Genomic DNA, 22,447 nt, shown 5'->3' with positions numbered 1-22,447 from the left:
TCTTCGGGAGTGTAAGCGGAAGAAAATCGCGGCGGCAACAAAAACCCGGCTTTCACCGGGATTTTGCTCAGGGCATTACCAAGTCTGGCGACCGTACCAGTCATCGACGTCGCGTCGAATACGATCCCTTTCGATGCCATAGCGCTCCTGGATCTTGCCTTCCAGCTGGTCGCGCTTGCCGGCGATCTGGTCGAGATCATCGTCCGTGAGTTTGCCCCACTGCTCTTTGATCTTGCCCTTCGCCTGCTTCCAGTTTCCTTCGACGCGATTCCAATCCATGATCGATTTCTCCTGTTTGTTTGTGAGGAGAGAACGGGGCGTAGGGGAAATTGGTTCCGGAGTCTCGGCGGATTTCCGCGTATGGGTAGTCGCCAAGGACTTGGATGCGAGCTATAGCACCTGATCAAAGAAACATGACCGCATCCTCTGTGTCGAGACCATTGCCTATATTCCGCATAATCCTGCTCTGCGGCTGGTGCTCTTTGATGGCAGGAATTTTTCTATGGTCAATCCACCCGATCGCCTACTACAGTTGGGACCTCACCACTGTCCTTATGTGTTTGTTGTGGTTTTCGGGTCCGCTTATGGCTTTTGCCATTTCGGCCGGTGCACTTATTCTGGATCAACCGGCTTCTCGCTTAATGAAGCGAGCCGTCGCTGTGCACTTCGGGGTGAGTCTGGTTGTTGGTCTAGTGGTATTGGTGACTCATCAGTTTGATCTCGCCATCGGACTGTTTACATTGCTGGCTGCGCTGATCGATCTGCCGATCCTTGCGCTCGCGCCAGGCCGCATCGATAGCCCGAGGACGGTCAAACTACTACACATGGCGGTGGTGTCGTCGGTTGCTGGACCTATCGCCGGCCTATTTCTTTGGTCCGCCCTCAATGTCAGGATTGTGGAGTGGCGTGCACTCGCGGTCGCCGGTTCACATCCCTATTGCGTGCAGGTGCCCAAAGATTATCTCGGGCGATACAAGACAGTCACCCAACGGGCTGAATTGGCGGGTTTGAGGATGCAGACACCGTTTACGAATGGCGGTGGTTCGACCGACTACCAGTTCGCGTTTCACGCGGTGCTCGTGGTCAGAAAGGGTGGTGGGGACCAGTTCTACAACTGGTCCTACTTCGCCCAGAGCTTCGTCCCCGTTTCCGACCGTTCGCAAAACGGACTCACTCTTCGCGCTGATTGTGAGCCAATCCTCGCTTTTTTCGACGAGCTTAATCGTTAACAGTCGACGTTCTGTCCGTTGCTCTCGGGAGCGACGCACCCGCTACACGGGAAATAATTAGTCAATCGCTGCTCAATCTCAGAGTGAACCGAAAAGGGTCACTGCGTCACACGAGCCCAGAACAAAAGCTCGCGTTGCGCCAACATAGTGATCAAAAAATTTTTATGGTGAGAGCGTCGGGGTTCGAACCCGAGACCTACTGATTAAAAGTCAGTTGCTCTACCGGCTGAGCTACGCTCTCCCTCTCCGTGGGTGTGACCACCCCGGCCGGAAGTGGGCGGAACATAGGCAGGCGACCCATTGCGGTCAACCGAAAAATTCGGCTTTTTCAAACGTTCGGCACATTTCTTGCCGAGAGCGAGGCATATTACCTGCGAGCGCAAAAAGGTGATTGGCAATCAGGGGCCTGCAAAGCTAGGAACAGGGCGCAGATTGCAGCCGGAGAGAATGCGTGTCGATTGCCGATATTTCCCTGTGGAGCGCGCTCATAGCTGGGGCGCTTTCCTTTCTTTCGCCCTGCGTGCTTCCCCTCGTCCCGCCCTATCTCTGTTATATGGCCGGCATCTCGGTCGAGCAGTTCCGCGGCGGCTCCGCGGTTGTGGTGGCGCCCGATGTCAGGCGCGGCGTGCTGTTCTCGGCGCTGCTTTTCACGCTCGGCTTTGCCACCGTCTTCGTGGCGCTTGGCGCCGGCGCCTCCGGCATCGGCATGGCGCTTCGCCAGCATCTCGATCTTCTTTCCAAGCTCGGCGGGCTGATCATCATCGTCATGGGGCTGAATTTCCTCGGCCTCTTCCGGATAGGCCTGCTGGCTCGCGAGGCGCGTTTCCAGGGCGGCGGCAAGCCGGCGACGCTGACGGGGGCCTATGTCATGGGCCTTGCCTTCGCCTTCGGCTGGACACCCTGCATCGGCCCGGTGCTCGGCGCCATCCTCGGCGTTGCGGCCTCGCGTGAGACGGTCGGCTCCGGCGCCGGGCTGCTCGCCGTCTATTCGCTGGGTCTCGCCATTCCCTTCTGGATCGCCGCCGGCTTTTCCGGCGCCTTCATGCGTTTCCTGTCGCGCTTCCGCCGCCATCTCGGCACTGTGGAAAAGGTGATGGGCGTCTTCCTCATCCTCACCGGCCTCGCCTTCCTGTTCGGCTGGGTCAGTGACGTGGCAATCTGGTTCCAGCAGACCTTTCCGATTCTGATGCAAATCGGCTAAACCAGCTCTTACCCCGCCGACCATACCCCGCGCATTGGAAGACCCTTGGCCGATATCGTCAGCCTGCTCCTGCCGTTCTTCGGCCTGATTCTGATCGGTTTTGTCGCCGCCAAGGCGACGAAGCAGCCGGCCGAAGCGCTCGGCTGGCTGAACACCTTCATCATCTATGCCGCCCTGCCCGCTTTGTTCTTCAAGCTCGTCTCGCGTACGCCGATCGAAGAGCTGACGCGCATTGACTTCATCGTCACCGATATCGCGGCGACCTATGCGGTCTTCATCCTGCTGTTCGTCATCGGCCGCGTGCTGCGCGGCAATTCGCTTGCCGACTGCACCATCCAGTCCTTTGCCGGCGCCTATGGCAATATCGGTTATATGGGACCAGGGCTGGCGCTGCTTGCGCTCGGCGAAGGTGCGGCCGTGCCGGTGGCGCTGGTCATCTGCTTCGAGAATGCCCTGCATTTCATCGTCGCGCCGGCGCTGATGGCGGCGGCCGGTGACGACAAACGCTCGGCCGGGCGGCTGGCCGCCGATATCGCCCGCAAGGTGGCGCTGCATCCCTTCATTCTATCGACGGCGGCTGGCTTTGCGGTCGCCGCCCTCGATATCGATCAGCCGCTGGCGTTTCAGCGCCTCGTCGATTATCTCGCCCAGGCCGCCGCTCCCTGCGCCCTTTTTGCCATGGGCGTGACGCTGGCGCTCCGGCCGCTGAAACGGGTGCCGGCCGAGATCGGCTACATCGTGCCGGCGAAGCTCATTCTGCATCCGATCGCGGTTTTCCTGGCGCTGACTGCGGTCGGCGGTTTCGAGCCGGTGTGGATCCAGGCGGCCGTGCTGCTCGCCTCACTGCCGACGGCGACCAATGTCTTCGTCATCGGTCAGCAATATGGCGTGTGGCAGGAGCGCGCCTCGGCGACGATCCTGATCACGACGGTGCTTTCGGTGGCGAGCGTTTCGCTCTGGCTGATCGCGATCCGCTCAGGCCTTCTTCCGCTTCAGCTTTTCCCGTAGGGCATCGGGGATATCGCGGAAGCCGCGGCCGGGCTCGATGCCTTCGCGCATGACGATGCTGCGCAGCGGCGGAATGGCCGAGAGGATATGCAGGCCGGCAGCGCGCAGCATCTGCACGGGGAGGAAATCCGAGAGCAGCGAGCGGTTGAGAAGATCGACGCTCGCCGTGCGCGTCATGATGTCGGCGCGGCGCCGGCGCTCGAAACTGTCGCCGGCATCGGCCGGCACCGGCAGTTCCGCCCGGTCGCAGAGGATATCGGCAAGCGCCATGATATCGCGCAGGCTCAGATTCAGCCCCTGTGCCCCGATCGGCGGGAAGACATGGGCGGCCTCGCCGATCAGCGCGATTCGTCCCTTGCCGAAACGATGCGCCATCATGCCGGAGAGTGGCCAGACCTGAACGCCCTCCTCGATATCGACCTTACCGAGCATGGACTGCATCTGCGCTTCGACACGAAGCCCAAGTTCGGCAAGCGGCAGTTCCACACGGCTCGCAGCCTCAGCGGGATCCTGCACCCAGACGAGACTGGAGCGGTTCCCCGGCAGCGGCACCTGAGTGAAGGGGCCATGTTTGGTGTGGAATTCCGTCGAGATATTCTGATGCGGCAGGGAATGGGCGAAGTTCAGCACCATGGCCGATTGCGGATAGGACCATTTGCGGGTGTCGATGCCAGCCGTCTCGCGCAGCTTCGAGCCGCGGCCGTCGGCGCCGACGGCAAAATCGGCCGAGAGCGTTTCACCGCCGGCAAGGGTGATCGAAACCGCTTCGGCCGATATCTCGATCGATTCGGCCATATCGGTGAAGCGGGTGATATTGCCCTCGCCGGCCGCCGCTGCTTCGAGGATCTCGGTCAGCACCTTGTTGGGAAAATTGTAGCCGAAGGCATCGAGGCCGACTTCGGCCGCGCGGAAGGTCGTGGTGGGCGCGCGCAGCAGCCGGTCGGTGCCGTCGATGATGCGCATGCTGGTCAGGGGTGCTGCCGCCGGGCGCAGCTTTTCCCAGAGCGTCAGGCGATCGAGGAAGCGGATAGATTGATCCATCAGCGCCGTGGTGCGCCGGTCTTCCCTTGCGGCAACGGGCGCCACCAGCGCCACGTTGCGGCCGCCGCGCGCCAGCGCGATTGCAGCGATCATGCCGGCGAGACCACCACCGATCACCGCCACTTCGAATGTCTTCATGCTATCCATTCCGCCATCGTAAAAGGGCGGACCGGCCGCTTATGCGGCCGGCTTCGCCTGACGGCGCCAACTATAGCCCTTGCCGGCTTCGGCGTCACGCACCGCCGGCTGATAATGATGGGGAATGGCGGGAAGACGGTTTTCGGAAAGCCGCTTCAGCGCCGTGGCGTTGGTCACGGAAAAGCTGTCGATGCCGACACGCAGCATCAGCGGCACCTGATCGATCAGCACGTCGCCGACGGCGCGCAGCTCGTTGGTGTAGCCAAGGCGCTGACGCAGCAGCGAGGCATGGCTGAAGGCGCGGCCGTCGTTGAAGGCCGGAAAGGCGACAGCAACGATTTCAAGGCGATCGAGATAGGGTTCCAGCCGGCGCACGTCGTCGGCCGGCTTGATCAGCACGCCGAGGCCGACATCGTTGCTTCCATCGGCCCTGGCGATCAGCTCGTCGAGGCTGAGCAGCGGCTTCTGTGCGTCGGTCGCCTTCACCTCGTCGGTTTCAACAACCCAGGGATCGTTTTCGACGAAACCGGTTTCTCTCCAGATCTTGGTCATCATCGCCTCCTTATGCCGCTTCCGCAGCCGAGCCGTAGAGCGCGGTCTTGAAAGGCTGCGGTCCGACACGGCGATAGGCGGCAAGGAAGGTTTCGGATTGATCGAGGCGCAGGCCAAGATAGGTGTCGACGATCGTCTCGATCGCATCCGTCACCCGGTCCGGCTCGAAGCCGCGGCCGATGATCTCGCCGATCGAGGTATGTTCGTCGCCGGAACCGCCGAGCGTGATCTGGTAGAGTTCGGCACCCTTCTTCTCCACACCCAGCAGGCCGATATGGCCGACATGGTGGTGACCGCAGGCATTGATGCAGCCGGAGATCTTGATCTTCAGCTCGCCGATCTCGGCCTGGCGTTCGGCAGCGCCGAAGCGGCGGGAGATTTCCTGCGCCAGGGGAATGGAGCGCGCATTGGCGAGCGCGCAATAGTCCAGCCCCGGACAGGCAATGATATCGGTGATCAGGCCGGCATTGGCTTCGGCCAGATTGATGGCGACGAGCCCGCGATAGACCGCTTCGAGATCGGCCAGCGCCACATGCGGCAGGATCAGATTCTGCTCATGGCTGACGCGGATTTCGTCAAAGGCATATTCCTCGGCGAGATCGGCGATCGCATCCATCTGCGCATCGGTGGCGTCGCCCGGAATGCCGCCGATCGGCTTCAGCGAGATCGTCACCATGCCGTAATCGGGGTTCTTGTGCGGCTGCACGTTCTGCTGCACCCAGCGGGCGAAGCCGTCATCGGCCTTCTTCCAGCGGGCGAGGTTTTCCCAGCCCTCGGCGCGCTGAGGCAGAGCCGGCAGCGCAAAATAGGCGGAGATCGCCTCGACATCGGCAGCCGGCAGCTTCAGCTCGGTATTCTTCAGCGCAGCAAATTCGGCCTCCACCTGGCGCGTCAGTTCCTCGGCGCCGGTTTCGTGCACGAGGATCTTGATGCGCGCCTTGTACTTGTTGTCGCGGCGGCCGTGCAGATTGTACACGCGCACGATCGCGGTGGTGTAGGAGAGCAGGTCTTCCTCGGGCAGGAAGTCACGGATCAGCTTGGCGATCATCGGCGTACGGCCCTGGCCGCCGCCGACATAGACGGCAAAACCGATCTCGCCCTTGTCGTTCGTCTTCAGGTGCAGGCCGATATCATGGACCTGGATCGCGGCGCGGTCGCGCTCGGCGCCGGTGACGGCGATCTTGAACTTGCGCGGCAGGAAGGAGAATTCGGGGTGGACCGACGACCACTGGCGCAGGATTTCGGCATAGGGTCTGGGATCGGCGACCTCGTCGGCGGCAGCGCCGGCAAAGTGATCGGCCGTCACGTTTCTGATGCAGTTGCCCGAGGTCTGCAGCGCATGCATCTCGACGCTTGCCAGATCGGCGAGCGCATCGGGAATGTCCGACAGTTTCGGCCAGTTGAACTGCAGGTTCTGGCGCGTGGTGAAGTGGCCGTAACCGCGATCATAGGTGCGGGCGATATGGGCGAGCATGCGCATCTGGCGCGCGCTCAGCGTGCCATAGGGAATGGCGATGCGCAGCATATAGGCATGCAGCTGCAGGTAGACGCCGTTCATCAGGCGCAGCGGCTTGAATGCATCCTCGGCCAGCTCGCCGGCAAGGCGGCGCTGAACCTGATCGCGAAACTGCTCGACGCGCTCGGTGACAAAGGCATGGTCAAATTCGTCGTAACGGTACATCGTCTTCCTCAGACTGCAATGAATTCGGGATCGGCGGGAGCGTAGCCCGGTGCATATTCCATGGTCGGGCCCTGGGCACGAATGCGCTCGCGAAGGCGCAACGGCCAGAGAATGCCGTTGGTTTCCTGAACGTCGACGACGGCGACGTCAACGACCTCGTTGTCGGCATAGGATTTTTTGCCGATCGCCTCCAGCGCTTCGACGGCTTCGTTGTGGCGGGCGACAAGCGCCTCCTGCAGCGAGGTGGACCACTTCCCGTTCGCATCCAGCCAGACGGCAATGCCATCCGTCAGCCGGTTGGCCGTCAGAACCTTGTCACCCATATTCAGCTCCTTGCAAGTTCCTCGAGCCGGGCGTTCGCACGCACCAGCGGCTCGGACAGTTCAAAATTGGCGCCGGCGACCGCATCGCCGATAATGACCATGACAGGCCCGGTCAGCTCGTCGCGGTGCTGCAGATCGGGCAGATCGGCAAGCGTGCCATGCAACAGGCGGCGCTCGGCGCGGCTGGCATTCTCGATGACGGCGACGGTGGTTTCGGCGGGAATGCCAGCCTGCATCAGCCGCTCGGCGACGGAGGCGGCAACCGTGCGGCCCATATAGACAGCGATCGTCGCGCCGGAAACGGCAAGGCTTGCCCAATCGGGCAGCACGTCGCCGGTGAGATCATGGCCTGTCGTGAAGACCAGCGAGGAGGCAACGCCGCGCAACGTCAGCGGCAGCTCGAAATCGGCAGCGGCGGCGAAAGCCGAGGTGATGCCGGGCACGACCTCATAGGTGATGCCGGCCGCGCGCAAGGCCGCCATTTCTTCCCCTGCCCGGCCATAGACCAGCGGATCGCCTGACTTGAGCCGCACGACGCGTTTGCCCTGGCGGCCGAGATCGACGAGCAGCTCGTTGATCTCTTCCTGGGACTTCGAATGACAGCCCTTGCGCTTGCCGACGGAAAGCCGCTCGGCATCGCGGCGGCCCATATCGACGATCGCTTGCGGTACGAGCGCATCATAGACGATGACGTCGGCTTCCATCATCACGCGCTGGGCGCGCAGCGTCAGCAGATCCTCGGCACCCGGACCGGCCCCGACGAGCCAGACATGGCCGGCGACCCGATCCATGGACTGCAGCAGCCGGTCGGCAGCGTGCTGGGCCTGCGGCAGGTTGCCGTTGGCGACAGCATCGGCGACGGGGCCCGAAAAGAAGCGGCGCCAGAAGACGCGGCGGGAAACACCGCGGGGAACCAGTTGCTCGACCGATTTGCGGTAGCTCGTCGCCAGGCCGGCGAGCCGTCCGAGCGAAGGCGAAAGCAGCTGATCGATCTGCGCACGGATCATCTGGGCCAGAACCGGTCCCGCCCCTTCGGTGCCGATCGCGACAGCGACAGGCGCACGATTGACCAGCGCCGGCGTGAAGAAATCGCAGTAATCGGGCTGATCGACGGCATTGGCCGGAATTCCGGCAGCACGGGCAGCATCGACGATATCGCGGTCGTCGGCGTCATTGCCGGTGGCCGCAAAGACGAGTGCTGCCCCCGCGACCTGCTCGGCGGAAAAGCCCGCGCGCACGGTTTCGATACGGTTGGCGATCAGGAAGGCATGATAGTCGGCTTCCGGCCGGTCGGCATAGGCGACAATCCGCGCCCGCGTGTTGAGCAGCAGCCGCACCTTGGCGAAAGCTTCGTCGCCATTGCCGAAGACAGCCGTCTTCTGGCCTTCCACGCGAAAGAAGGCGGGAAATACCGAAAGCTGTTCAGTCTTGGAAGGCATCATCATTCCACTTCGAAGTTGCCAGAATATGCCCTTGATCGACAAGCGATTGAAGGAACAGAAATTCGAAAGCTCCAGCATGCGCGTATTCTTTTGCTCGCGTCATCAATGATTTGAGAAAAGTCACCCATGCTGACCGAAACAGCACAGGTGAGCGCATTTGCTGCAGCGCACTGTAAAGCCTGTGACAAACGGCGTCCACCGGCGTTTGGCGCATTTCACTCTCGCCGCCAAGACGATAGACTGCGGGGAAAACCGGAGATGCCAATGCCTGACAAGACCATCGCCTCCCGCCTGCTTTCGGTCATGGAAGACGATATCCTGCCGCTGACGGAGCACGGCGTTTCGCTTGGCAACAAGGTGTTCGGTGCGGCGATCCTGCGCAAATCCGATCTTTCGCTGGTCGTCGCGGAGACCAACAACGAACTCGAGAACCCACTCTGGCACGGCGAGGTGCATACGCTGAAGCGGTTCTACGAGCTTGGCGACAAGCCGCAAACCAAGGATCTGATCTTCCTGTCGACGCACGAACCCTGCACCATGTGCATGTCGGCGATCACCTGGGCGGGCTTCGACAATTTCTACTATTTCTTCAGTCACGAGGATTCCCGCGATGCCTTCGCCATTCCGCACGACCTGAAGATCCTGAAGGAGGTCTTCGGGCTTGAACCGGGCGGTTATCGCAGGCAAAACGCCTTCTGGAACAGTTTTGCCATCGCCGATCTCGTCGAGACCGAAGAGGCTTCCCTGAAAACGGCGCTGAAGGCGCAGACCGCCCGCATCAAGGCGCGCTACGACGCGCTGTCTTCCAGCTACCAGTCATCGAAGAGCGCCAACGACATCCCACTCAATTAAGGCCCCTGAACCGAGGCACCATGGAACCTTCCAAAGACATTTCACGGCTGATCGAGATCATGGCGGCGCTGCGCCATCCCGAGACCGGCTGCCCCTGGGACATCGAGCAGAACTTCGAGACGATCAAGCCCTATACGATCGAGGAGGCCTATGAGGTCTCCGACGCGATCGAGCGCGGCGACATGGACGATCTCTGCGATGAGCTCGGCGACCTCTTGCTGCAGGTGGTCTTTCATGCCCGCATGGCCGAGGAGGCCGGCGAATTCTCCTTCGGCGACGTGGTCAACGCCATCACCACCAAGATGATCCGCCGCCACCCGCATGTTTTTGCCCGCTCGGAAGCTGACACGCCCGATGCGGTGAAGATCCAGTGGGACGAGATCAAGCAGGCGGAAAAACGCGAGCGCACCGAGCGCCGGGCGCGGCGGGGGATCACCGAGGATTTCAAGAACGGCTTCCTCGGCTCGGTGCAGCGCAGCTTTCCTGCCCTGACGGAAGCGCTGAAGCTGCAGGAACGCGCCGCCAAGGTCGGCTTCGATTGGTCAGCACCTGAGCCGATCCTCGACAAGATCGAGGAAGAGATCGGCGAATTGCGGGCGGCGCTGAGAGACGGCGACCGGGCGAAGGTCAGCGACGAACTCGGCGATTTGATCTTCGCGGTCGTCAATATCGGCCGGCATGTGAAGGCAGACCCGGAAGATTCACTGCGTGGAACGAATACGAAGTTTCGGCGTCGATTCAATCACATCGAGAATGTTCTTGATGCAGAAGGCGAGACGCTTGAGGATGCGACGCTGGAGCGGATGGAAGAAATCTGGCAGGCGGCCAAGGCGATCGAAAGAGCCCTCGTAGCTGAGTAGGTCAGGCCGAGTTTGGCGAGAAGCCAACCTGGCGGCCTGCCGCGCACAGCGTTGCCACATCTCCCTTCTCCCCAGCGGGGAGAAGATGCCGGCAGGCAGATGAGGGGGTGAGCGACGACAGGAGCGAATGCGCTGAGCGCAAGCGAAGGGCAATGAAGGGTGCGCCGTGCGGCCCCCTCATCCGCCCTACGGGCATCTTCTCCCCGCTGGGGAGAAGAGGGAGCAAGATTACCGCTCCCAATCCTCTTTCGCAGCCTTCGGCCCATTGCCGATACGGCGTTCGAGTTCGGCGGCTTCGGTTTCCGACAGCCGCAGATCGAGCGTGATCGAGCCGTCTTCATTGTCCTCGCGGGCGTCGACGATGGCATGGTCGTAGAGCCAAGGCAGCAGAGCCAGCTTGTCGACGGGAAGGCGGATGGTCGTTTCGGTCACGACGCCCGACAGTCTGCGGCTGATTTCGTCCATCAGCGTGTCGACGCCCTCGCCGCTGACGGCGGAAACCGCCACCACGTTGCTGGCGCCTGATGATTTCTGCACCATGGCGTCGTGCATTTCGGGCTCCAGCCGGTCGATCTTGTTCCAGACCTCGATCAGCCGCTTCTCCGCTTCGGCCTCGTCGATGCCGAGATCACCAAGGATGCGCATCACGTCGGAGCTCTGGGCCTGGTTGTCGGCATCGGACATGTCGCGGACATGCAGGATCAGATCGGCTTCCAGCACCTCCTCCAGCGTCGCGCGGAAGGCGGCGACCAGATGGGTCGGCAGATCGGAGATGAAGCCGACGGTGTCAGACAGGATGACAGTACGGCCATGCGGGAGCTTCATGCGGCGCAGCGTCGGGTCGAGCGTGGCAAAGAGCATGTCTTCGGCCAGCACGCCGGCGCCGGTGATGCGGTTGAACAGCGTCGACTTGCCGGCATTGGTATAGCCGACCAGCGCCACGATCGGGTGCGGCACCTTGCGGCGTTTGGCGCGATGCAGCTGGCGGGTGCGCACGACCTGTTCCAGCTCGCGTTCGAGCTTGATGATGCGGTCCTGCAGCAGCCGCCGGTCGGCTTCGATCTGGGTTTCGCCGGGGCCGCCCATGAAACCGCCGCCGCCGCGCTGGCGTTCAAGGTGGGTCCAGCTGCGGACCAGCCGGCCCTTCTGGTAATTCAGATGGGCGAGATCGACCTGCAGCGTGCCTTCCTTGGTGGAGGCGCGGCGGCCGAAGATTTCGAGGATCAGGCCCGTCCGGTCGATGACCTTGGCGTTCCATTCCTTTTCGAGATTCCGCTGCTGCACCGGCGTCAGCGGATGATCGACGATGACGAGACCGGAATCGCGCTCATTGAGCAGCGCCTTGATCTCCTCGATCTTGCCGGTGCCGAGCAGCGTTGCCGGCCTCGGATCGTTGACCGGCACGATCTGGCCGTTGACGACATCGAGGTCGATCGCCTGGGCAAGGCCCGTCGCCTCTTCGAGCCGGCTTTCCGGCGTGCGGGTCGAGGCCGATTCGGTCTGACCGCCGCGACTGCGCGACTTCAGCACCGGCACGACGACAGTCGCGCGCATGTCGTCCCTGTGCTTGGCGGCCTCAGGGATGATCGAATCGTTCTTGGTATCGCGTGTCGAAATGACGGCTGATCCTGTTAGGACGCTGCTTCTTCGCTCTCGAACATCTGCATGGGCTGGCCCGGCATGATCGTCGAGATCGCATGCTTATACACGAGCTGCGAATGGCCGTCACGGCGAAGAAGAACACAGAAATTGTCAAAAGACGTAACAACGCCCGTGAGTTTCACGCCGTTGATCAAAAAGATTGTCAGGGAAATCTTTTGCTTGCGGACAGTATTGAGAAATAAGTCCTGCAGATTCTGAGAACGTTCCGCCATCGCGCCGCTTCTTTCTTTATTGCCGACCCAATCTGGCCGGTAGACTATCAATCAATCTCTCCATGCAAGACCGGCGGCACCCTCATTCCACCTGTCCAGCAAATCTTGGTATCAAATCGCAATCTTTTCCGCAACGTCGAAAAAGGCCTCGCGGATTTTCTGCGAAACACTGCCGGGATGGCCGTTGGCGATAGCATGGCCGTCGACGGAAACGACCGGAAAACAAATACTTGTGGCTGCGGTCAGGAAGACCTCGCGGGCCGCGAGCATCTCGGAAACCGAGAAGTTTCGCTCGGTGATCTTGAGGCCCAGCTTGGCTGCGACATCGATCAGCGTGGTGCGGGTAATGCCGCGAAGGATGCCGTGTTCGGCCGGGCGGGTCACCAGCATTCCATCGGGATCGACGATCCAGATATTGGTCGCCGCCCCCTCCTTCACCATGCCGTCGACGTCGACATAGATCGCCTCCTGGGCGCCGGCCTCCTTGGCCTGCTGGCGGGCCATGGCATTCGGCAGCAGGCCGACGGATTTGATGTCGACGCGGTCCCAGCGATTGTCGGTAACCGTGATCGCCCGGATGCCGTTGGCGTTCTTGGCGGCGATGATTTTGGGATCGGTGCTCTTGGCGGTGATAACGAGCGACGGCGGCGTGCCCTCGGCCGGGAAGACATGATCGCGCCGCGCGACCCCGCGCGTCACCTGCATGTAGAAGAGCCCGTTGCGGACATGGTTGCGGCGCAGCGTCTGGCGAATGACCTGCGTCAGCGCCGCCCGGCTCATCGGCCAGGCGATGCGAAGTTCACCGAGCGAACGGTCGAGGCGGTTCAGATGGCGGGTGAGATCGACGATATAGCCGTGGCGGACCTCGCAGACCTCATAGACGCCGTCGGCGAACTGGTAACCGCGATCCTCGATATGGACGCTCGCATCGGAATGCTTGACGTAACGGCCATTGACATAGGCAATTCTCGGCATGGGAAACCTGGTCTTCCGGGAGGGCAATATAAGGGCGCGGCGCAGCCTCGGGCCGCGCCGCAAGGGATCAGACGCCGAGCGACTTCAGCTTGCGGTGCAGCGCCGAACGCTCCATGCCGACGAATTCGGCGGTGCGCGAGATATTGCCGCCGAAACGGTTGATCTGGGCGATCAGGTAATCCTTCTCGAACATCTCGCGGGCTTCGCGCAGCGGCAGCGTCATGATGTGATAATCGTTCTTGGCCGACACTTTCGGCAGCATGTCGCCGAGATCGGTCGGCAGCATGTCGGCAGTGATCGGCGCATCCGGCCCGTCGGTGCGGGCAAGGATCATCAGCCGCTCGATGTTGTTGCGCAGCTGGCGGATGTTGCCCGGCCAGTCATGCGCCTGCAGCACCGCCATGGCGTCGTCGCCGATGCGGCGCGGACGAATGCCGGCCTGCTCGGAAATCTGGCGCATCAGCTGATCGACGAGGAAGGGAATATCTTCGCGGCGCTCGGCAAGCTGCGGCACACGCACCGGCACGACGGCGAGGCGATGATAGAGATCCTCGCGGAACCATCCCTCGGTGATGCGGCTTTCGAGATTATAGGCGGTCGAGGAGATGATGCGGACATCGACCTTGACGCGCTTGGAGCCGCCGACGCGCTCGAACTGCTGATCGACCAGCACCCGCAGGATCTTGTTCTGCGTCTCGCGCGGCATCTCGCCGACTTCGTCGAGATAGAGGATGCCGCGATGGGCTTCCTCGAGCGCGCCGATCTTGCGCGCCTGGCCCGGCGTGCCCTCGGTGCCGAACAGCGCCACTTCCATACGATCGGGCGTGATGTTGGCAGCGTTGATCGCCACGAAGGGGCCGTTGGCGCGGGCCGACTTCTTGTGGATCATCCGCGCCACCAGCTCCTTGCCGGAGCCGGAGGCGCCGAGGATCATGATGCGGCTGTTGGTGGGCGCGACCTTCTCGATCGTCTGGCGCAGCTGCGAAACGGCGACCGAGGTGCCGATCAGTTCCAGCGCATCGCCGGTGCGGCGCTTCAGCTCGGAGACCTCGCGCTTCAACTTCGAATTTTCCAGCGCCCGCTCGGCGATCAGGATCAGCCGGTCGGCCTTGAACGGCTTCTCGATGAAATCGAAGGCGCCGCGCTTGATCGCCGAGACGGCGGTCTCGATGTTGCCATGACCTGAGATCATCACCACGGGCAAGTCCGGATGGCGGGTGCGGATCTCGTCGAGCAGCGACAGACCGTCGAGCTTGCTGCCCTGCATCCAGATATCGAGGAAGATCAGCCGCGGCACGCGGTCGGATATCGCCGCCAGCGCACTGTCGCTGTCATGGGCCGTGCGCGTTTCGTGGCCCTCGTCCGAGAGAATGCCGGAAACGATCTCGCGAATATCGTGCTCGTCGTCGACGACAAGAATATCAGAGGCCATAAACGCTTTCCTTGTCATTGGCTGCGGGAGCAGCGGGCGTCGGATCCCGGCGCGGCAGATGCACGCGGATCATGGCCCCTCTTCCCCGGTCAAAATCGGCGGGCGCATCGTGCAGCTCGAGCTGCCCGCCATGTTCCTCGATGATCTTCTTGACGATGGCGAGACCGAGGCCGGTGCCCTTCTCGCGCATCGTCATATAGGGTTCCAGAATGCTGTGGCGGTTCTCCACCGGCAGGCCGCGGCCATTGTCGATGACATCGACGGTGAAGCGGTCGCGGCCGGCATCGAAGGCGGCGCGAACGAGAATCTTGCGTTCGTCGCGTTCGTCGCTCGGAACGGCTTCGATCGCTTCCACGGCATTCTTGATCAGATTTCCGAAAGCCTGGCCGAGCATGCGGCTATCGAACAGGCCCTCCAGCGGCTGCTCGCCGAAATCCTGCGCAAAGTTGACGTGATGATTGCCCATCTCGCGCAGGAAGATCGCGTCGCGCAGGATATCGCGCAGGTCGCTCGGTTCCTTGGTCGGCTTCGGCATGCGGGCGAAGGCGGAGAATTCGTCGACCATGCGGCCGATATCGCCGACCTGGCGGATGATCGTATCGGTGCACTGGTCAAAGACGGTCCGGTCGTCCGGATCGATCTGCTTGCCGTAACGGCGCTGGATGCGCTCGGCGGAAAGCTGGATCGGGGTCAGCGGGTTCTTGATCTCGTGGGCGATGCGCCGTGCGACGTCACCCCAGGCCGTCGAGCGCTGGGCGATGACGAGGTCGGTGATGTCGTCGAGCGTGATCACATAGGATTCGCTCATGTCGCGCACTTCCTCGCGGGTGACCTGCACGCTCAGCGTCCGCACCGTGCCGCCGCGCACCAGCGCGATCTGCTTGCGGAAATCGCCGCGATGGCGCGCCGCAGCTTCAGTCAGGACCTGATCGACCTCAGGGGCGATATCGGCCAGCTGCTTGCCGAGCATCTCGTCGGCCGACAGCGACATCAGCGTCTCGGCCGAACTGTTGACGATGGCGATGCGGCGATCCTGCTCGACGCCGATGACGGCGGCCGTCACGCCCGAAAGCACCGCTTCGATGAAGCGGCGGCGATCGTCGACCTCGTCCTTGGCTTCGAGGATCTCGTCGCGCTGGGTGCGGATTTCCGAAATCATCTTGTTGAAGGTGCGCGACAGATTGGCGACGTCGCCATCGACGGCATGCACCGGCACGACGATATCCATGTTGCCCGATGCAACGCTGTCGGCGGCGGTGATCAGCAGGCGGATCGGCCGGACGATGCGGTCGGCAACGGCAATCGCCGTCCAGATCGCCGCCAGCAGCACGATCAGCGCGAAGCCGATATAGAGCACGGCGAAGGCGACCTGCAGCGAGAAGCGGTTGGCCTCCATCGAGCGGTATTCGGTGGCGTTCTCCTCCATCATCCGCATGGCGCCCATGACCTTGGGATCGACGGCGCGCACCGTATAGAGGAAGGTGCCCTGGATGGCATCGAGCTTGATGATGGCGCCGACGAGGTTGGTGACGCCAGGCGGAATCAGCGTCGGCTGGCCGGCAGCGGCCTTCTCAAGCGCATCCTGCGGGATCGCCGGCAGGGGCTTTTCAGTGGAGATATCGGCCTGGACGATCACCGAGCCGTCGCGCTCGACGAGGAAGGAGCCGAGCAGGCCGCGGCCCCTTGCCTGGCGCGTCATCAGGTCGGCGAAACCCGTTCTGTCGAGGCTGTAGAGCGCGCGGTTGCGCTCCAGATCGTTGGCCATGGAGACCGTCTGCCCCTGCAGATAGCTGGCATTCTCCATCATATAGGCCTGGCCGATATTGCGTGACGAGCTGACGATCGACTGGGTGCGCAGCGCAAACCAGCGGTCGAGACCGGCATTCAACGTGATGCTGGCGAAGATGGCGACGAGAATCGCCGGCGTAATCGCGACGATCGAGAACAGCACGACGATGCGGATATGCAGGCGCGCGGCCGCCCTGCCCCGGGTGCGCGCCTTCAGCAGCCGCGCCACCTCGCGGGCGATCAGCGCCAGCAGTGTGAGGACGAAGAAGGAATTGACGATTACCGAGGTGATGACGACATGCGACGTCGGCGCGATCGGCGTCAGACCGAGCAGCACGAAAAGTGTGGCCGTGGCGCAGAGCAGCGCGCCGCCGGCGAGCACCAGGCCGGGCACGGCGAAAAGGGCGCGGCGATCGGTCACCGTGGTCACCGCCTCGCCCGCCGCTGCCGGCGATACCCCATCCTGCGTCATTCGGCCTCTCTTCAGACGGCGCCCGCCGCCTTCGCCATTCGATCGAAACCAAGCAACGCCGGCCCAGAAAGCCAGCGCTGCAACGGCGCGATCGGGAGCGAAATATCCTAAACCCTTGCGTGACCTTTAAGCAACGCATTGTGGCGAAAATGCAACGCACCCCGTCACATTGTCAAGCCGTGCATGACCTCGGCCCGTCCCACTTTTTTAGAAACGACGCGGTGCCTCCGGTTTGTTTCCGGCAATCAAGTCGATCCGCTCCAGCACCTCCGGCGTCATCTTGTGCCGGTGCGAAAGGGCCGCAAGATTGTCCTGCAGCTGGCTGGCGCGCGACGCGCCGAGAATGACTGTGGAGACGTTACGATTGGCGAGGCACCACAAAAGCGCGAGATGGGTGATCGATATGCCGATCTCGTCGGCGAGCTTTGCAAGTTCGCCAACCTGCTTGAGTTGGGCGCGAGCGGCATCGCTCGACCATCTTTCCTTCAGCCACTCATAGCCCGGCAGATTCATGCGGCTGTCGGCCGGCACGCCGTTATTGTATTTGCCGGTCAGGACACCGGAGGCGAGCGGCGACCAGATCGTGGTGCCGAGGCCGATCAGCTCATAGAGCGGCAAGTAATCGGATTCGACCTTCTGGCGTTCGAAGATGTTGTATTGCGGCTGCTCCATGGTCGGCGGCGTGATGCGCAGATCCCGGGCAACGGCATAGGCTTCTGTCAGCTGCTGCGCCGACCACTCCGATGTTCCCCAGTAGAGCACCTTGCCCTGGGCGACGAGATCGTGCATCGCCCGGACGGTTTCCTCGACCGGCGTGTCGATATCCGGGCGGTGGCAGAAATAAAGGTCAAGGTAGTCGACCTGGAGCCTCTTGAGCGCCGCGTGGCAGGCATCGGTCACATGCTTGCGTGACAGGCCGCGCTGCGTCGGCTTCTGACCGCCCCAGAAGACTTTGCTCGAGACGACGAAGCTGTCGCGGCCCCAGCCAAGTGACTTGAGCGCCTCGCCCATGACGATTTCGGACTTGCCGCTTTCGTAACCTTCGGCATTGTCGAAAAAGTTCACCCCGTTGTCATAGGCGAGCTTCATGAGGTCGACGGCATCGCCGCCGTTGACCTGCTTGCCGAACGTGACCCATGAGCCGAAGGAGAACTCGCTCACCTGCAGGCCCGATTTTCCCAAACGACGATATTCCATCATGCAGCTCCCGAAATTATGAAACTGGGCCGGCCAATCACCGGCGTCGCGCGGTCGATCGACGACCGACTCGCGTAATCTATGGCATGCGTAGGGATATGCGAGGCTTCGCGATCGATTTGCATCGCCTCTTTTGGTAAGAACCGTGCACAATCCAGTGACGCGACCCGCTGATTGGACCGACGTCCTTGCGCTAACGGCTCAGGAAAGAAAAAGGGCGCTCAACGACATCAGCCGGAGCGCCCGTGGCGTGCGATCGACGACGTTTGCGGCGGAGGTCGACGGCAGGCATCTCGACATAGCGAGATTCGGAACGGATTGGCAACACGCGAATGGATCGGGACGCCGCCGACCGCCGATCGAGCCCGAGTCATCCACTTGTTATCCACAGCTTATCCACAGGCGCGGCGGCCACGATTGCAGCAACTTCAATGAGATTCGTCCGGCGGCAAACCGCACCCCAGAGACGCCATGTGACTGTTGAATGACACTGCGCTTTTGTTTGTCCGCCCGCATATAAACCGCGACCCGGCTCGGCTAGATTCAATTCTCTTCCCGACCGTGGCGGCGGACGCCGGGAGGAGGCGGGCGGCGGGCAACATGAGGGCCTGCCGCCCTCTTTTCATCCAGGCGGTGCGGACATTCAGGCAGTCCGGGAACTCCGGTAGACCGAGACACCCAGTTCCCTGATCTTCTTGCGCAAGGTGTTGCGGTTGAGACCGAGAAGATCGGCTGCCTTGATCTGGTTGCCGCGCGTTGCCGTCAGCGCAGCGAGGATCAGCGGATATTCCATTTCCGTCAGCACCCGGTCATAGAGGCCGGGCGGCGGCAGGTTTTCGCCGAAGCCCGAGAAATAGGTGCGCATGTTCTCTTCGACGGCTTGCGCGATCGTCATCGAGCCGCTGCGGATCGGCCCCTTGTCGATCGGGCTGTCGGGCACGTCGGAGCGAAGTTCGGCGTCGATGATCTCGCGGGTGATGACATCCTGCGGATAAAGCGCCATCAGGCGGCGAATGAGGTTTTCCAGCTCGCGGACGTTGCCCGGCCAGGCATAGGCCTTCATCAACTCCAGCGCTTCCTGGTCGAAGCGTTTGGAGCCGAGGCCTTCCTTTTCGGCCTGCTGGATGAAATGGCGCACGAGATCGGGAATATCCTCGGCGCGGTCGCGCAGCGGCGGCAGGCGCAGCGGCACGACGTTGAGGCGGTAGTACAAATCCTCGCGGAAGAGGCCCTGATTGATCGCCTGCTTCAGGTCCTTGTTGGTGGCGGCGACGATGCGCACGTCGGTGCGGATTGGGGTGCGTCCGCCGACGGTGGTGTATTCACCCTGCTGCAGCACACGCAGAAGCCGGGTCTGAGCGTCCATCGGCATGTCGCCGATCTCGTCGAGGAAGAGCGTTCCACCCTCGGCCTGCTCGAAGCGGCCGGTCGAGCGGGTCTGAGCACCGGTGAAGGCGCCCTTCTCATGGCCGAACAGTTCCGATTCGATCAGGTCGCGCGGGATTGCCGCCATGTTGATCGCCACGAAGGGGCCGTTGCGGCGCTTGCCGTAATCATGCAGGGCGCGGGCGACGAGTTCCTTGCCGGTGCCGGATTCGCCGGTGATCATCAGCGTCAGATCCGTCTGCATCAGGCGGGCGAGCACGCGGTAGATTTCCTGCATCGCTGCCGAGCGGCCGACAAGAGGCATGCCGTCCTGCACGTCGTCTTCGAGCTTGGCGGGCTTGCGCTTCGGCTCGGCGAGCGCGCGGCCGATGATGCCGATCAATTCGGTGAGGTCGAAGGGCTTCGGCAGATAGTCGTAGGCGCCCTTCTCGGAGGCCTTGATGGCGGTCATGAAGGTGTTCTGCGCACTCATGACCAGGACCGGCAGTTCGGGGCGCGCCTTCTTGATGCGCGGCAACAGGTCGAAGGCGTTTTCGTCGGGCATCACCACATCGGTGACGACAAGATCGCCCTCACCCGCCGAAATCCAGCGCCAGAGGGTAGCGGCGTTGGAGGTGATGCGAACGTCATAACCGGCGCGGCTCAAAGCCTGGTTGAGCACGGTCCGGATGGCCGCATCATCATCTGCAACGAGGATCGTGGCTGTCATCGAGAAGGTCCTGTCGAGCTTGCGGAAGAGGCGTCTTCGAGCGAGGCGTCCTTCGACGCCGGCATGAGGACGCGGAATGTCGTGCGGCTGTTCTGGCTGTCGCATTCGATGATGCCGCCATGATCGCCGATGATCTTGGCGACCAGCGCCAGGCCGAGGCCGCTGCCGTTCGTCTTGGTGGTGATGAAGGGATCGAAGAGATGCGGCAGCAGATCGGCGGGAACGCCGGGGCCATTGTCGTGGACGCAGAATTCCAGCGGCAGCGAGATTTTTTCACGGGTGCCGGCGACCGAAAGACGGATGCCGGGACGATAGGCCGTGGTCAGCATGATCTCGCCATCCGGCCGGTCACCGACCGCTTCGGCGGCGTTCTTCACCAGATTGAGGAAGACCTGGACGAGCTGGTCGCGATTGGCATAGACGGCCGGCAGCGACGGGTCGTAGCTCTCGGTGACGCGGATGTTGCGGGCAAAACCCGCTTTGGCGACCGCCTTCACATGATCGAGCACGGAATGGATGTTGACCGGCATGCGGTCGACAGGGCGTTCGTCGGAAAAGACTTCCATGCGATCGACCAGCGAGACGATGCGGTCGGTTTCGTCACAGATCAGCCGGGTCAGCGCCCGGTCGTCATCGACCGCCGATTGCTCGAGCAACTGGGCAGCGCCGCGGATGCCGGAGAGCGGGTTCTTGATTTCATGCGCCAGCATCGAGGCGAGACCGGTCACCGAGCGGGCGGCGGCGCGATGCGTCAGCTGCCGGTCGATCTTGTCGGCCATCGAGCGTTCCTGGAAGACGATGACGACAGCGCCGGGCTCGCTGACCACGGGGGCGACATAGAGATCGACGAGCTTGTCCTGGCCGAGACGGGGCGAGCTCAGGTCGACGCGATATTCGTTGACCGGGCCCCTGCGCTCGCGCACCTGATCGATCAGGGCGAGCAGCGGGCTGCCGAAGGGAATGAAGGTCGAGATGCGGTAGCGCGCCAGATGAGAGGCGCTGGCGCCGAAGAAGGCCTCGGCCTCCCAATTGGCGAAAACGACGAAGCCGGATTCGTCGACCATGATGACGGGGTTCTGGATGGCATTGAGCACGGCCATGGCAACGGTTCCGCCGGCCTGATCGGGCGGAGAGATCGTATCCTTCGTCATGCGGCCTCCCGGCTGTCGTCAATCCCGGCCGACAGCGCATCGTAGAGGCGCGCGGTCACCTCGCGCGGATCGCGCGAGGTCATGATGCCGGCCTTTTCTTCGCCGGCGAGATCCGGCGCGAAACGCTGGAGATACCAGCCGAGATGCTTGCGGGCATGGCGGATCGCCACCGCCTCGCCATAGAAATCCAGCATCATCGCGTAATGTTCGACGGCGATATCGGCGATCTCCTGTGATCGTGGCTCGGCGGCGCCTGCTATGACGCCGGCATGCCACGGCCTGCCCTGGCAGCCACGACCGATCATCACGGCATCGGCACCGGAACGACGCAGAATTTCCTGCGCATCTTCCGCGGTCTCGACATCGCCATTGGCGATCAGCGGGATCGAAATCACCTCGCGGACGGGACGGATCGCATCCCAATCGGCGCGGCCTTCGTAGAATTGCATGCGGGTGCGCCCATGGATGGTCACCAGCTGAATACCGGCCGCCTCGGCGCGGCGGGCAATCTCGGGCGCGTTGATCGAATTCTCGTCCCAGCCGAGGCGCATCTTCAGCGTCACCGGAATATCGACGGCCTTGACCGTCGCCTCGATGAGGCCGAGCGCGTGATCGGGATCGCGCATCAGTGCCGAGCCGGAATAACCGCCGATCACCTTCTTGGCGGGGCAGCCCATGTTGATGTCGATGATATCGGCGCCGTGATCGGCAGCGATCTTGGCCGCCTCCGCCATCCAGTGCGCCTCGCGGCCGGCAAGCTGGACCATATGCGGCCGGAAGCCCGCCGCCTTGAGCCGCGACCAGGATTCGGCCGTGTCGTTGACCAGTTCGCGGCTCGCCACCATTTCGGTGACGACGAGGCCGGCGCCGAAGCGCCAGGCGAGCTCGCGGAAAGGCATGTCCGTGACGCCGGACATCGGCGCCAGCACAACACGGTTCCGCACGGATACGTCTCCGATTCGGAAAGGCGCTGCGAGGTCCTTGGAAATCAATTGATTATCTTTCAGGCACACCATGGAACTGCATTATTTTTAGCCATAGATCCATGTCTTGCCAAGGGGGCTCGGCAAAGAATCGATATTTTTCGGGCAGATGCTGGAAAAGGCCAAAGCAAGGGGTTAGAGCACTCCGGTCAA

The 22,447-nt window shown here is 62.5% G+C and carries 21 protein-coding genes and 1 tRNA gene; 5 read left to right on the top strand and 17 right to left on the bottom strand.

Features of this window, described 5'->3' with window-relative positions; translation table 11 throughout:
* Window positions 1-75: 75 nt before the first annotated feature.
* Window positions 76-279: a CsbD family protein gene (locus GGD57_RS00630; protein WP_184465891.1), complete on the bottom strand. Its 204-nt coding sequence runs from the start codon at window positions 277-279 to the stop codon at window positions 76-78.
* 206 nt (window positions 280-485) lie between these two features.
* On the opposite strand from GGD57_RS00630, the gene GGD57_RS00625 reads away from it, so the two are divergent.
* A complete protein-coding gene (locus GGD57_RS00625) occupies window positions 486-1,229 on the top strand; it encodes a hypothetical protein (protein WP_184465889.1) in 744 nt (247 codons plus the stop codon).
* 165 nt (window positions 1,230-1,394) lie between these two features.
* Here the strand turns inward: GGD57_RS00625 and GGD57_RS00620 are convergent.
* A tRNA-Lys gene (locus GGD57_RS00620) sits at window positions 1,395-1,470 on the bottom strand.
* 210 nt (window positions 1,471-1,680) lie between these two features.
* Here GGD57_RS00620 and GGD57_RS00615 point away from each other — a divergent pair.
* Together GGD57_RS00615 and GGD57_RS00610 are read left to right on the top strand one after the other, a co-directional pair.
* A complete protein-coding gene (locus tag GGD57_RS00615) occupies window positions 1,681-2,430 on the top strand; it encodes a cytochrome c biogenesis protein CcdA (protein WP_184465887.1) in 750 nt (249 codons plus the stop codon).
* 45 nt (window positions 2,431-2,475) lie between these two features.
* Window positions 2,476-3,438 (top strand): AEC family transporter, encoded by a 963-nt coding sequence (locus GGD57_RS00610; RefSeq protein WP_184465885.1) that lies wholly within the window; start codon window positions 2,476-2,478, stop codon window positions 3,436-3,438.
* On the opposite strand, the gene GGD57_RS00605 is transcribed toward GGD57_RS00610, so the two are convergent.
* Genes GGD57_RS00605 through GGD57_RS00580 form a run of 6 tightly spaced genes read right to left on the bottom strand, consistent with a single transcriptional unit; the run spans window position 3,406 to window position 8,829 of the window.
* On the bottom strand, window positions 3,406-4,617 hold the full coding sequence (locus GGD57_RS00605; protein WP_184465883.1) for a UbiH/UbiF family hydroxylase: 1,212 nt from the start codon (window positions 4,615-4,617) through the stop codon (window positions 3,406-3,408). The two genes, GGD57_RS00610 and GGD57_RS00605, sit on opposite strands and share 33 nt — an antisense overlap.
* 39 nt (window positions 4,618-4,656) lie before the next feature.
* On the bottom strand, window positions 4,657-5,169 hold the full coding sequence (locus tag GGD57_RS00600) for a DUF934 domain-containing protein (protein ID WP_184466492.1): 513 nt from the start codon (window positions 5,167-5,169) through the stop codon (window positions 4,657-4,659).
* 10 nt (window positions 5,170-5,179) lie between these two features.
* The gene (locus GGD57_RS00595) at window positions 5,180-6,850 is read right to left on the bottom strand and encodes a nitrite/sulfite reductase (RefSeq protein WP_184465881.1); all 1,671 of its coding nucleotides are present in this window, start codon (window positions 6,848-6,850) and stop codon (window positions 5,180-5,182) included.
* Between the two features lie 8 nt (window positions 6,851-6,858).
* Window positions 6,859-7,173 carry a DUF2849 domain-containing protein gene (locus GGD57_RS00590; protein ID WP_010014500.1) on the bottom strand — a complete coding sequence of 105 codons (315 nt, stop codon included), beginning with the start codon at window positions 7,171-7,173 and terminating at the stop codon, window positions 6,859-6,861.
* Between the two features lie 2 nt (window positions 7,174-7,175).
* Complete coding sequence (cysG, locus tag GGD57_RS00585) at window positions 7,176-8,612, bottom strand: siroheme synthase CysG (protein WP_184466490.1); 1,437 nt, start codon at window positions 8,610-8,612, stop codon at window positions 7,176-7,178.
* Window positions 8,596-8,829, bottom strand: a complete 234-nt coding sequence (locus tag GGD57_RS00580; RefSeq protein ID WP_184465879.1) for a hypothetical protein — start codon at window positions 8,827-8,829, stop codon at window positions 8,596-8,598. Before GGD57_RS00580 ends, cysG begins: the two co-directional genes overlap by 17 nt.
* A gap of 50 nt (window positions 8,830-8,879) precedes the next feature.
* Here GGD57_RS00580 and GGD57_RS00575 point away from each other — a divergent pair, with 50 nt between their 5' ends.
* Window positions 8,880-9,467, top strand: a complete 588-nt coding sequence (locus GGD57_RS00575) for a deaminase (RefSeq protein ID WP_184465876.1) — start codon at window positions 8,880-8,882, stop codon at window positions 9,465-9,467.
* Window positions 9,468-9,487: 20 nt separating this feature from the next.
* A complete protein-coding gene (gene mazG, locus GGD57_RS00570) occupies window positions 9,488-10,327 on the top strand; it encodes a nucleoside triphosphate pyrophosphohydrolase (RefSeq protein ID WP_184465874.1) in 840 nt (279 codons plus the stop codon).
* A gap of 228 nt (window positions 10,328-10,555) precedes the next feature.
* Here the strand turns inward: mazG and hflX are convergent, their stop codons facing one another.
* From hflX to dusB, 9 genes are all read right to left on the bottom strand, one after another.
* Complete coding sequence (gene hflX, locus GGD57_RS00565; protein WP_184465872.1) at window positions 10,556-11,881, bottom strand: GTPase HflX; 1,326 nt, start codon at window positions 11,879-11,881, stop codon at window positions 10,556-10,558.
* A 77-nt stretch (window positions 11,882-11,958) separates the two neighbouring features.
* Window positions 11,959-12,201 carry an RNA chaperone Hfq gene (hfq, locus tag GGD57_RS00560; RefSeq protein WP_003539403.1) on the bottom strand — a complete coding sequence of 81 codons (243 nt, stop codon included), beginning with the start codon at window positions 12,199-12,201 and terminating at the stop codon, window positions 11,959-11,961.
* Window positions 12,202-12,312: 111 nt separating this feature from the next.
* Window positions 12,313-13,176, bottom strand: a complete 864-nt coding sequence (locus tag GGD57_RS00555; protein WP_184465870.1) for a D-amino-acid transaminase — start codon at window positions 13,174-13,176, stop codon at window positions 12,313-12,315.
* 67 nt (window positions 13,177-13,243) lie between these two features.
* Window positions 13,244-14,608 (bottom strand): sigma-54-dependent transcriptional regulator, encoded by a 1,365-nt coding sequence (locus GGD57_RS00550; protein WP_085737186.1) that lies wholly within the window; start codon window positions 14,606-14,608, stop codon window positions 13,244-13,246.
* Window positions 14,598-16,868: a sensor histidine kinase NtrY-like gene (locus GGD57_RS00545; RefSeq protein ID WP_184465868.1), complete on the bottom strand. Its 2,271-nt coding sequence runs from the start codon at window positions 16,866-16,868 to the stop codon at window positions 14,598-14,600. The genes GGD57_RS00550 and GGD57_RS00545 overlap by 11 nt, the downstream gene beginning before the upstream one ends.
* 207 nt (window positions 16,869-17,075) lie before the next feature.
* Complete coding sequence (locus GGD57_RS00540; RefSeq protein WP_184466488.1) at window positions 17,076-18,065, bottom strand: potassium channel beta subunit family protein; 990 nt, start codon at window positions 18,063-18,065, stop codon at window positions 17,076-17,078.
* Between the two features lie 643 nt (window positions 18,066-18,708).
* The gene (gene ntrC / locus GGD57_RS00535; RefSeq protein WP_003573318.1) at window positions 18,709-20,160 is read right to left on the bottom strand and encodes a nitrogen regulation protein NR(I); all 1,452 of its coding nucleotides are present in this window, start codon (window positions 20,158-20,160) and stop codon (window positions 18,709-18,711) included.
* Window positions 20,157-21,311 carry a two-component system sensor histidine kinase NtrB gene (locus GGD57_RS00530; RefSeq protein WP_184465865.1) on the bottom strand — a complete coding sequence of 385 codons (1,155 nt, stop codon included), beginning with the start codon at window positions 21,309-21,311 and terminating at the stop codon, window positions 20,157-20,159. The genes ntrC and GGD57_RS00530 overlap by 4 nt, the downstream gene beginning before the upstream one ends.
* Window positions 21,308-22,327 (bottom strand): tRNA dihydrouridine synthase DusB, encoded by a 1,020-nt coding sequence (gene dusB / locus GGD57_RS00525; RefSeq protein WP_184465863.1) that lies wholly within the window; start codon window positions 22,325-22,327, stop codon window positions 21,308-21,310. The genes GGD57_RS00530 and dusB overlap by 4 nt, the downstream gene beginning before the upstream one ends.
* Window positions 22,328-22,447 lie beyond the last annotated feature (120 nt).

The sequence above is a fragment of the Rhizobium esperanzae genome (assembly GCF_014197615.1).
Classification (GTDB): domain Bacteria; phylum Pseudomonadota; class Alphaproteobacteria; order Rhizobiales; family Rhizobiaceae; genus Rhizobium; species Rhizobium esperanzae_A.
This window is presented reverse-complemented; position numbering and strand designations above follow the sequence as displayed.

Coding starts and splice junctions, on each gene's coding strand:
- GGD57_RS00605 (WP_184465883.1), bottom strand. CDS start 4,617: ATGAAGACATTCGAAGTGGCGGTGATCGGTGGTGGTCTCGCCGGCATG.
- GGD57_RS00545 (WP_184465868.1), bottom strand. CDS start 16,868: ATGACGCAGGATGGGGTATCGCCGGCAGCGGCGGGCGAGGCGGTGACC.
- GGD57_RS00625 (WP_184465889.1), top strand. CDS start 486: ATGGCAGGAATTTTTCTATGGTCAATCCACCCGATCGCCTACTACAGT.
- cysG (WP_184466490.1), bottom strand. CDS start 8,612: ATGCCTTCCAAGACTGAACAGCTTTCGGTATTTCCCGCCTTCTTTCGC.
- dusB (WP_184465863.1), bottom strand. CDS start 22,327: ATGGTGTGCCTGAAAGATAATCAATTGATTTCCAAGGACCTCGCAGCG.
- GGD57_RS00630 (WP_184465891.1), bottom strand. CDS start 279: ATGGATTGGAATCGCGTCGAAGGAAACTGGAAGCAGGCGAAGGGCAAG.
- GGD57_RS00540 (WP_184466488.1), bottom strand. CDS start 18,065: ATGGAATATCGTCGTTTGGGAAAATCGGGCCTGCAGGTGAGCGAGTTC.
- GGD57_RS00600 (WP_184466492.1), bottom strand. CDS start 5,169: ATGACCAAGATCTGGAGAGAAACCGGTTTCGTCGAAAACGATCCCTGG.
- ntrC (WP_003573318.1), bottom strand. CDS start 20,160: ATGACAGCCACGATCCTCGTTGCAGATGATGATGCGGCCATCCGGACC.
- GGD57_RS00580 (WP_184465879.1), bottom strand. CDS start 8,829: ATGCGCCAAACGCCGGTGGACGCCGTTTGTCACAGGCTTTACAGTGCG.
- GGD57_RS00550 (WP_085737186.1), bottom strand. CDS start 14,608: ATGGCCTCTGATATTCTTGTCGTCGACGACGAGCACGATATTCGCGAG.
- GGD57_RS00595 (WP_184465881.1), bottom strand. CDS start 6,850: ATGTACCGTTACGACGAATTTGACCATGCCTTTGTCACCGAGCGCGTC.
- hflX (WP_184465872.1), bottom strand. CDS start 11,881: ATGCGCGCGACTGTCGTCGTGCCGGTGCTGAAGTCGCGCAGTCGCGGC.
- GGD57_RS00575 (WP_184465876.1), top strand. CDS start 8,880: ATGCCTGACAAGACCATCGCCTCCCGCCTGCTTTCGGTCATGGAAGAC.
- GGD57_RS00555 (WP_184465870.1), bottom strand. CDS start 13,176: ATGCCGAGAATTGCCTATGTCAATGGCCGTTACGTCAAGCATTCCGAT.
- GGD57_RS00530 (WP_184465865.1), bottom strand. CDS start 21,311: ATGACGAAGGATACGATCTCTCCGCCCGATCAGGCCGGCGGAACCGTT.
- hfq (WP_003539403.1), bottom strand. CDS start 12,201: ATGGCGGAACGTTCTCAGAATCTGCAGGACTTATTTCTCAATACTGTC.
- mazG (WP_184465874.1), top strand. CDS start 9,488: ATGGAACCTTCCAAAGACATTTCACGGCTGATCGAGATCATGGCGGCG.
- GGD57_RS00590 (WP_010014500.1), bottom strand. CDS start 7,173: ATGGGTGACAAGGTTCTGACGGCCAACCGGCTGACGGATGGCATTGCC.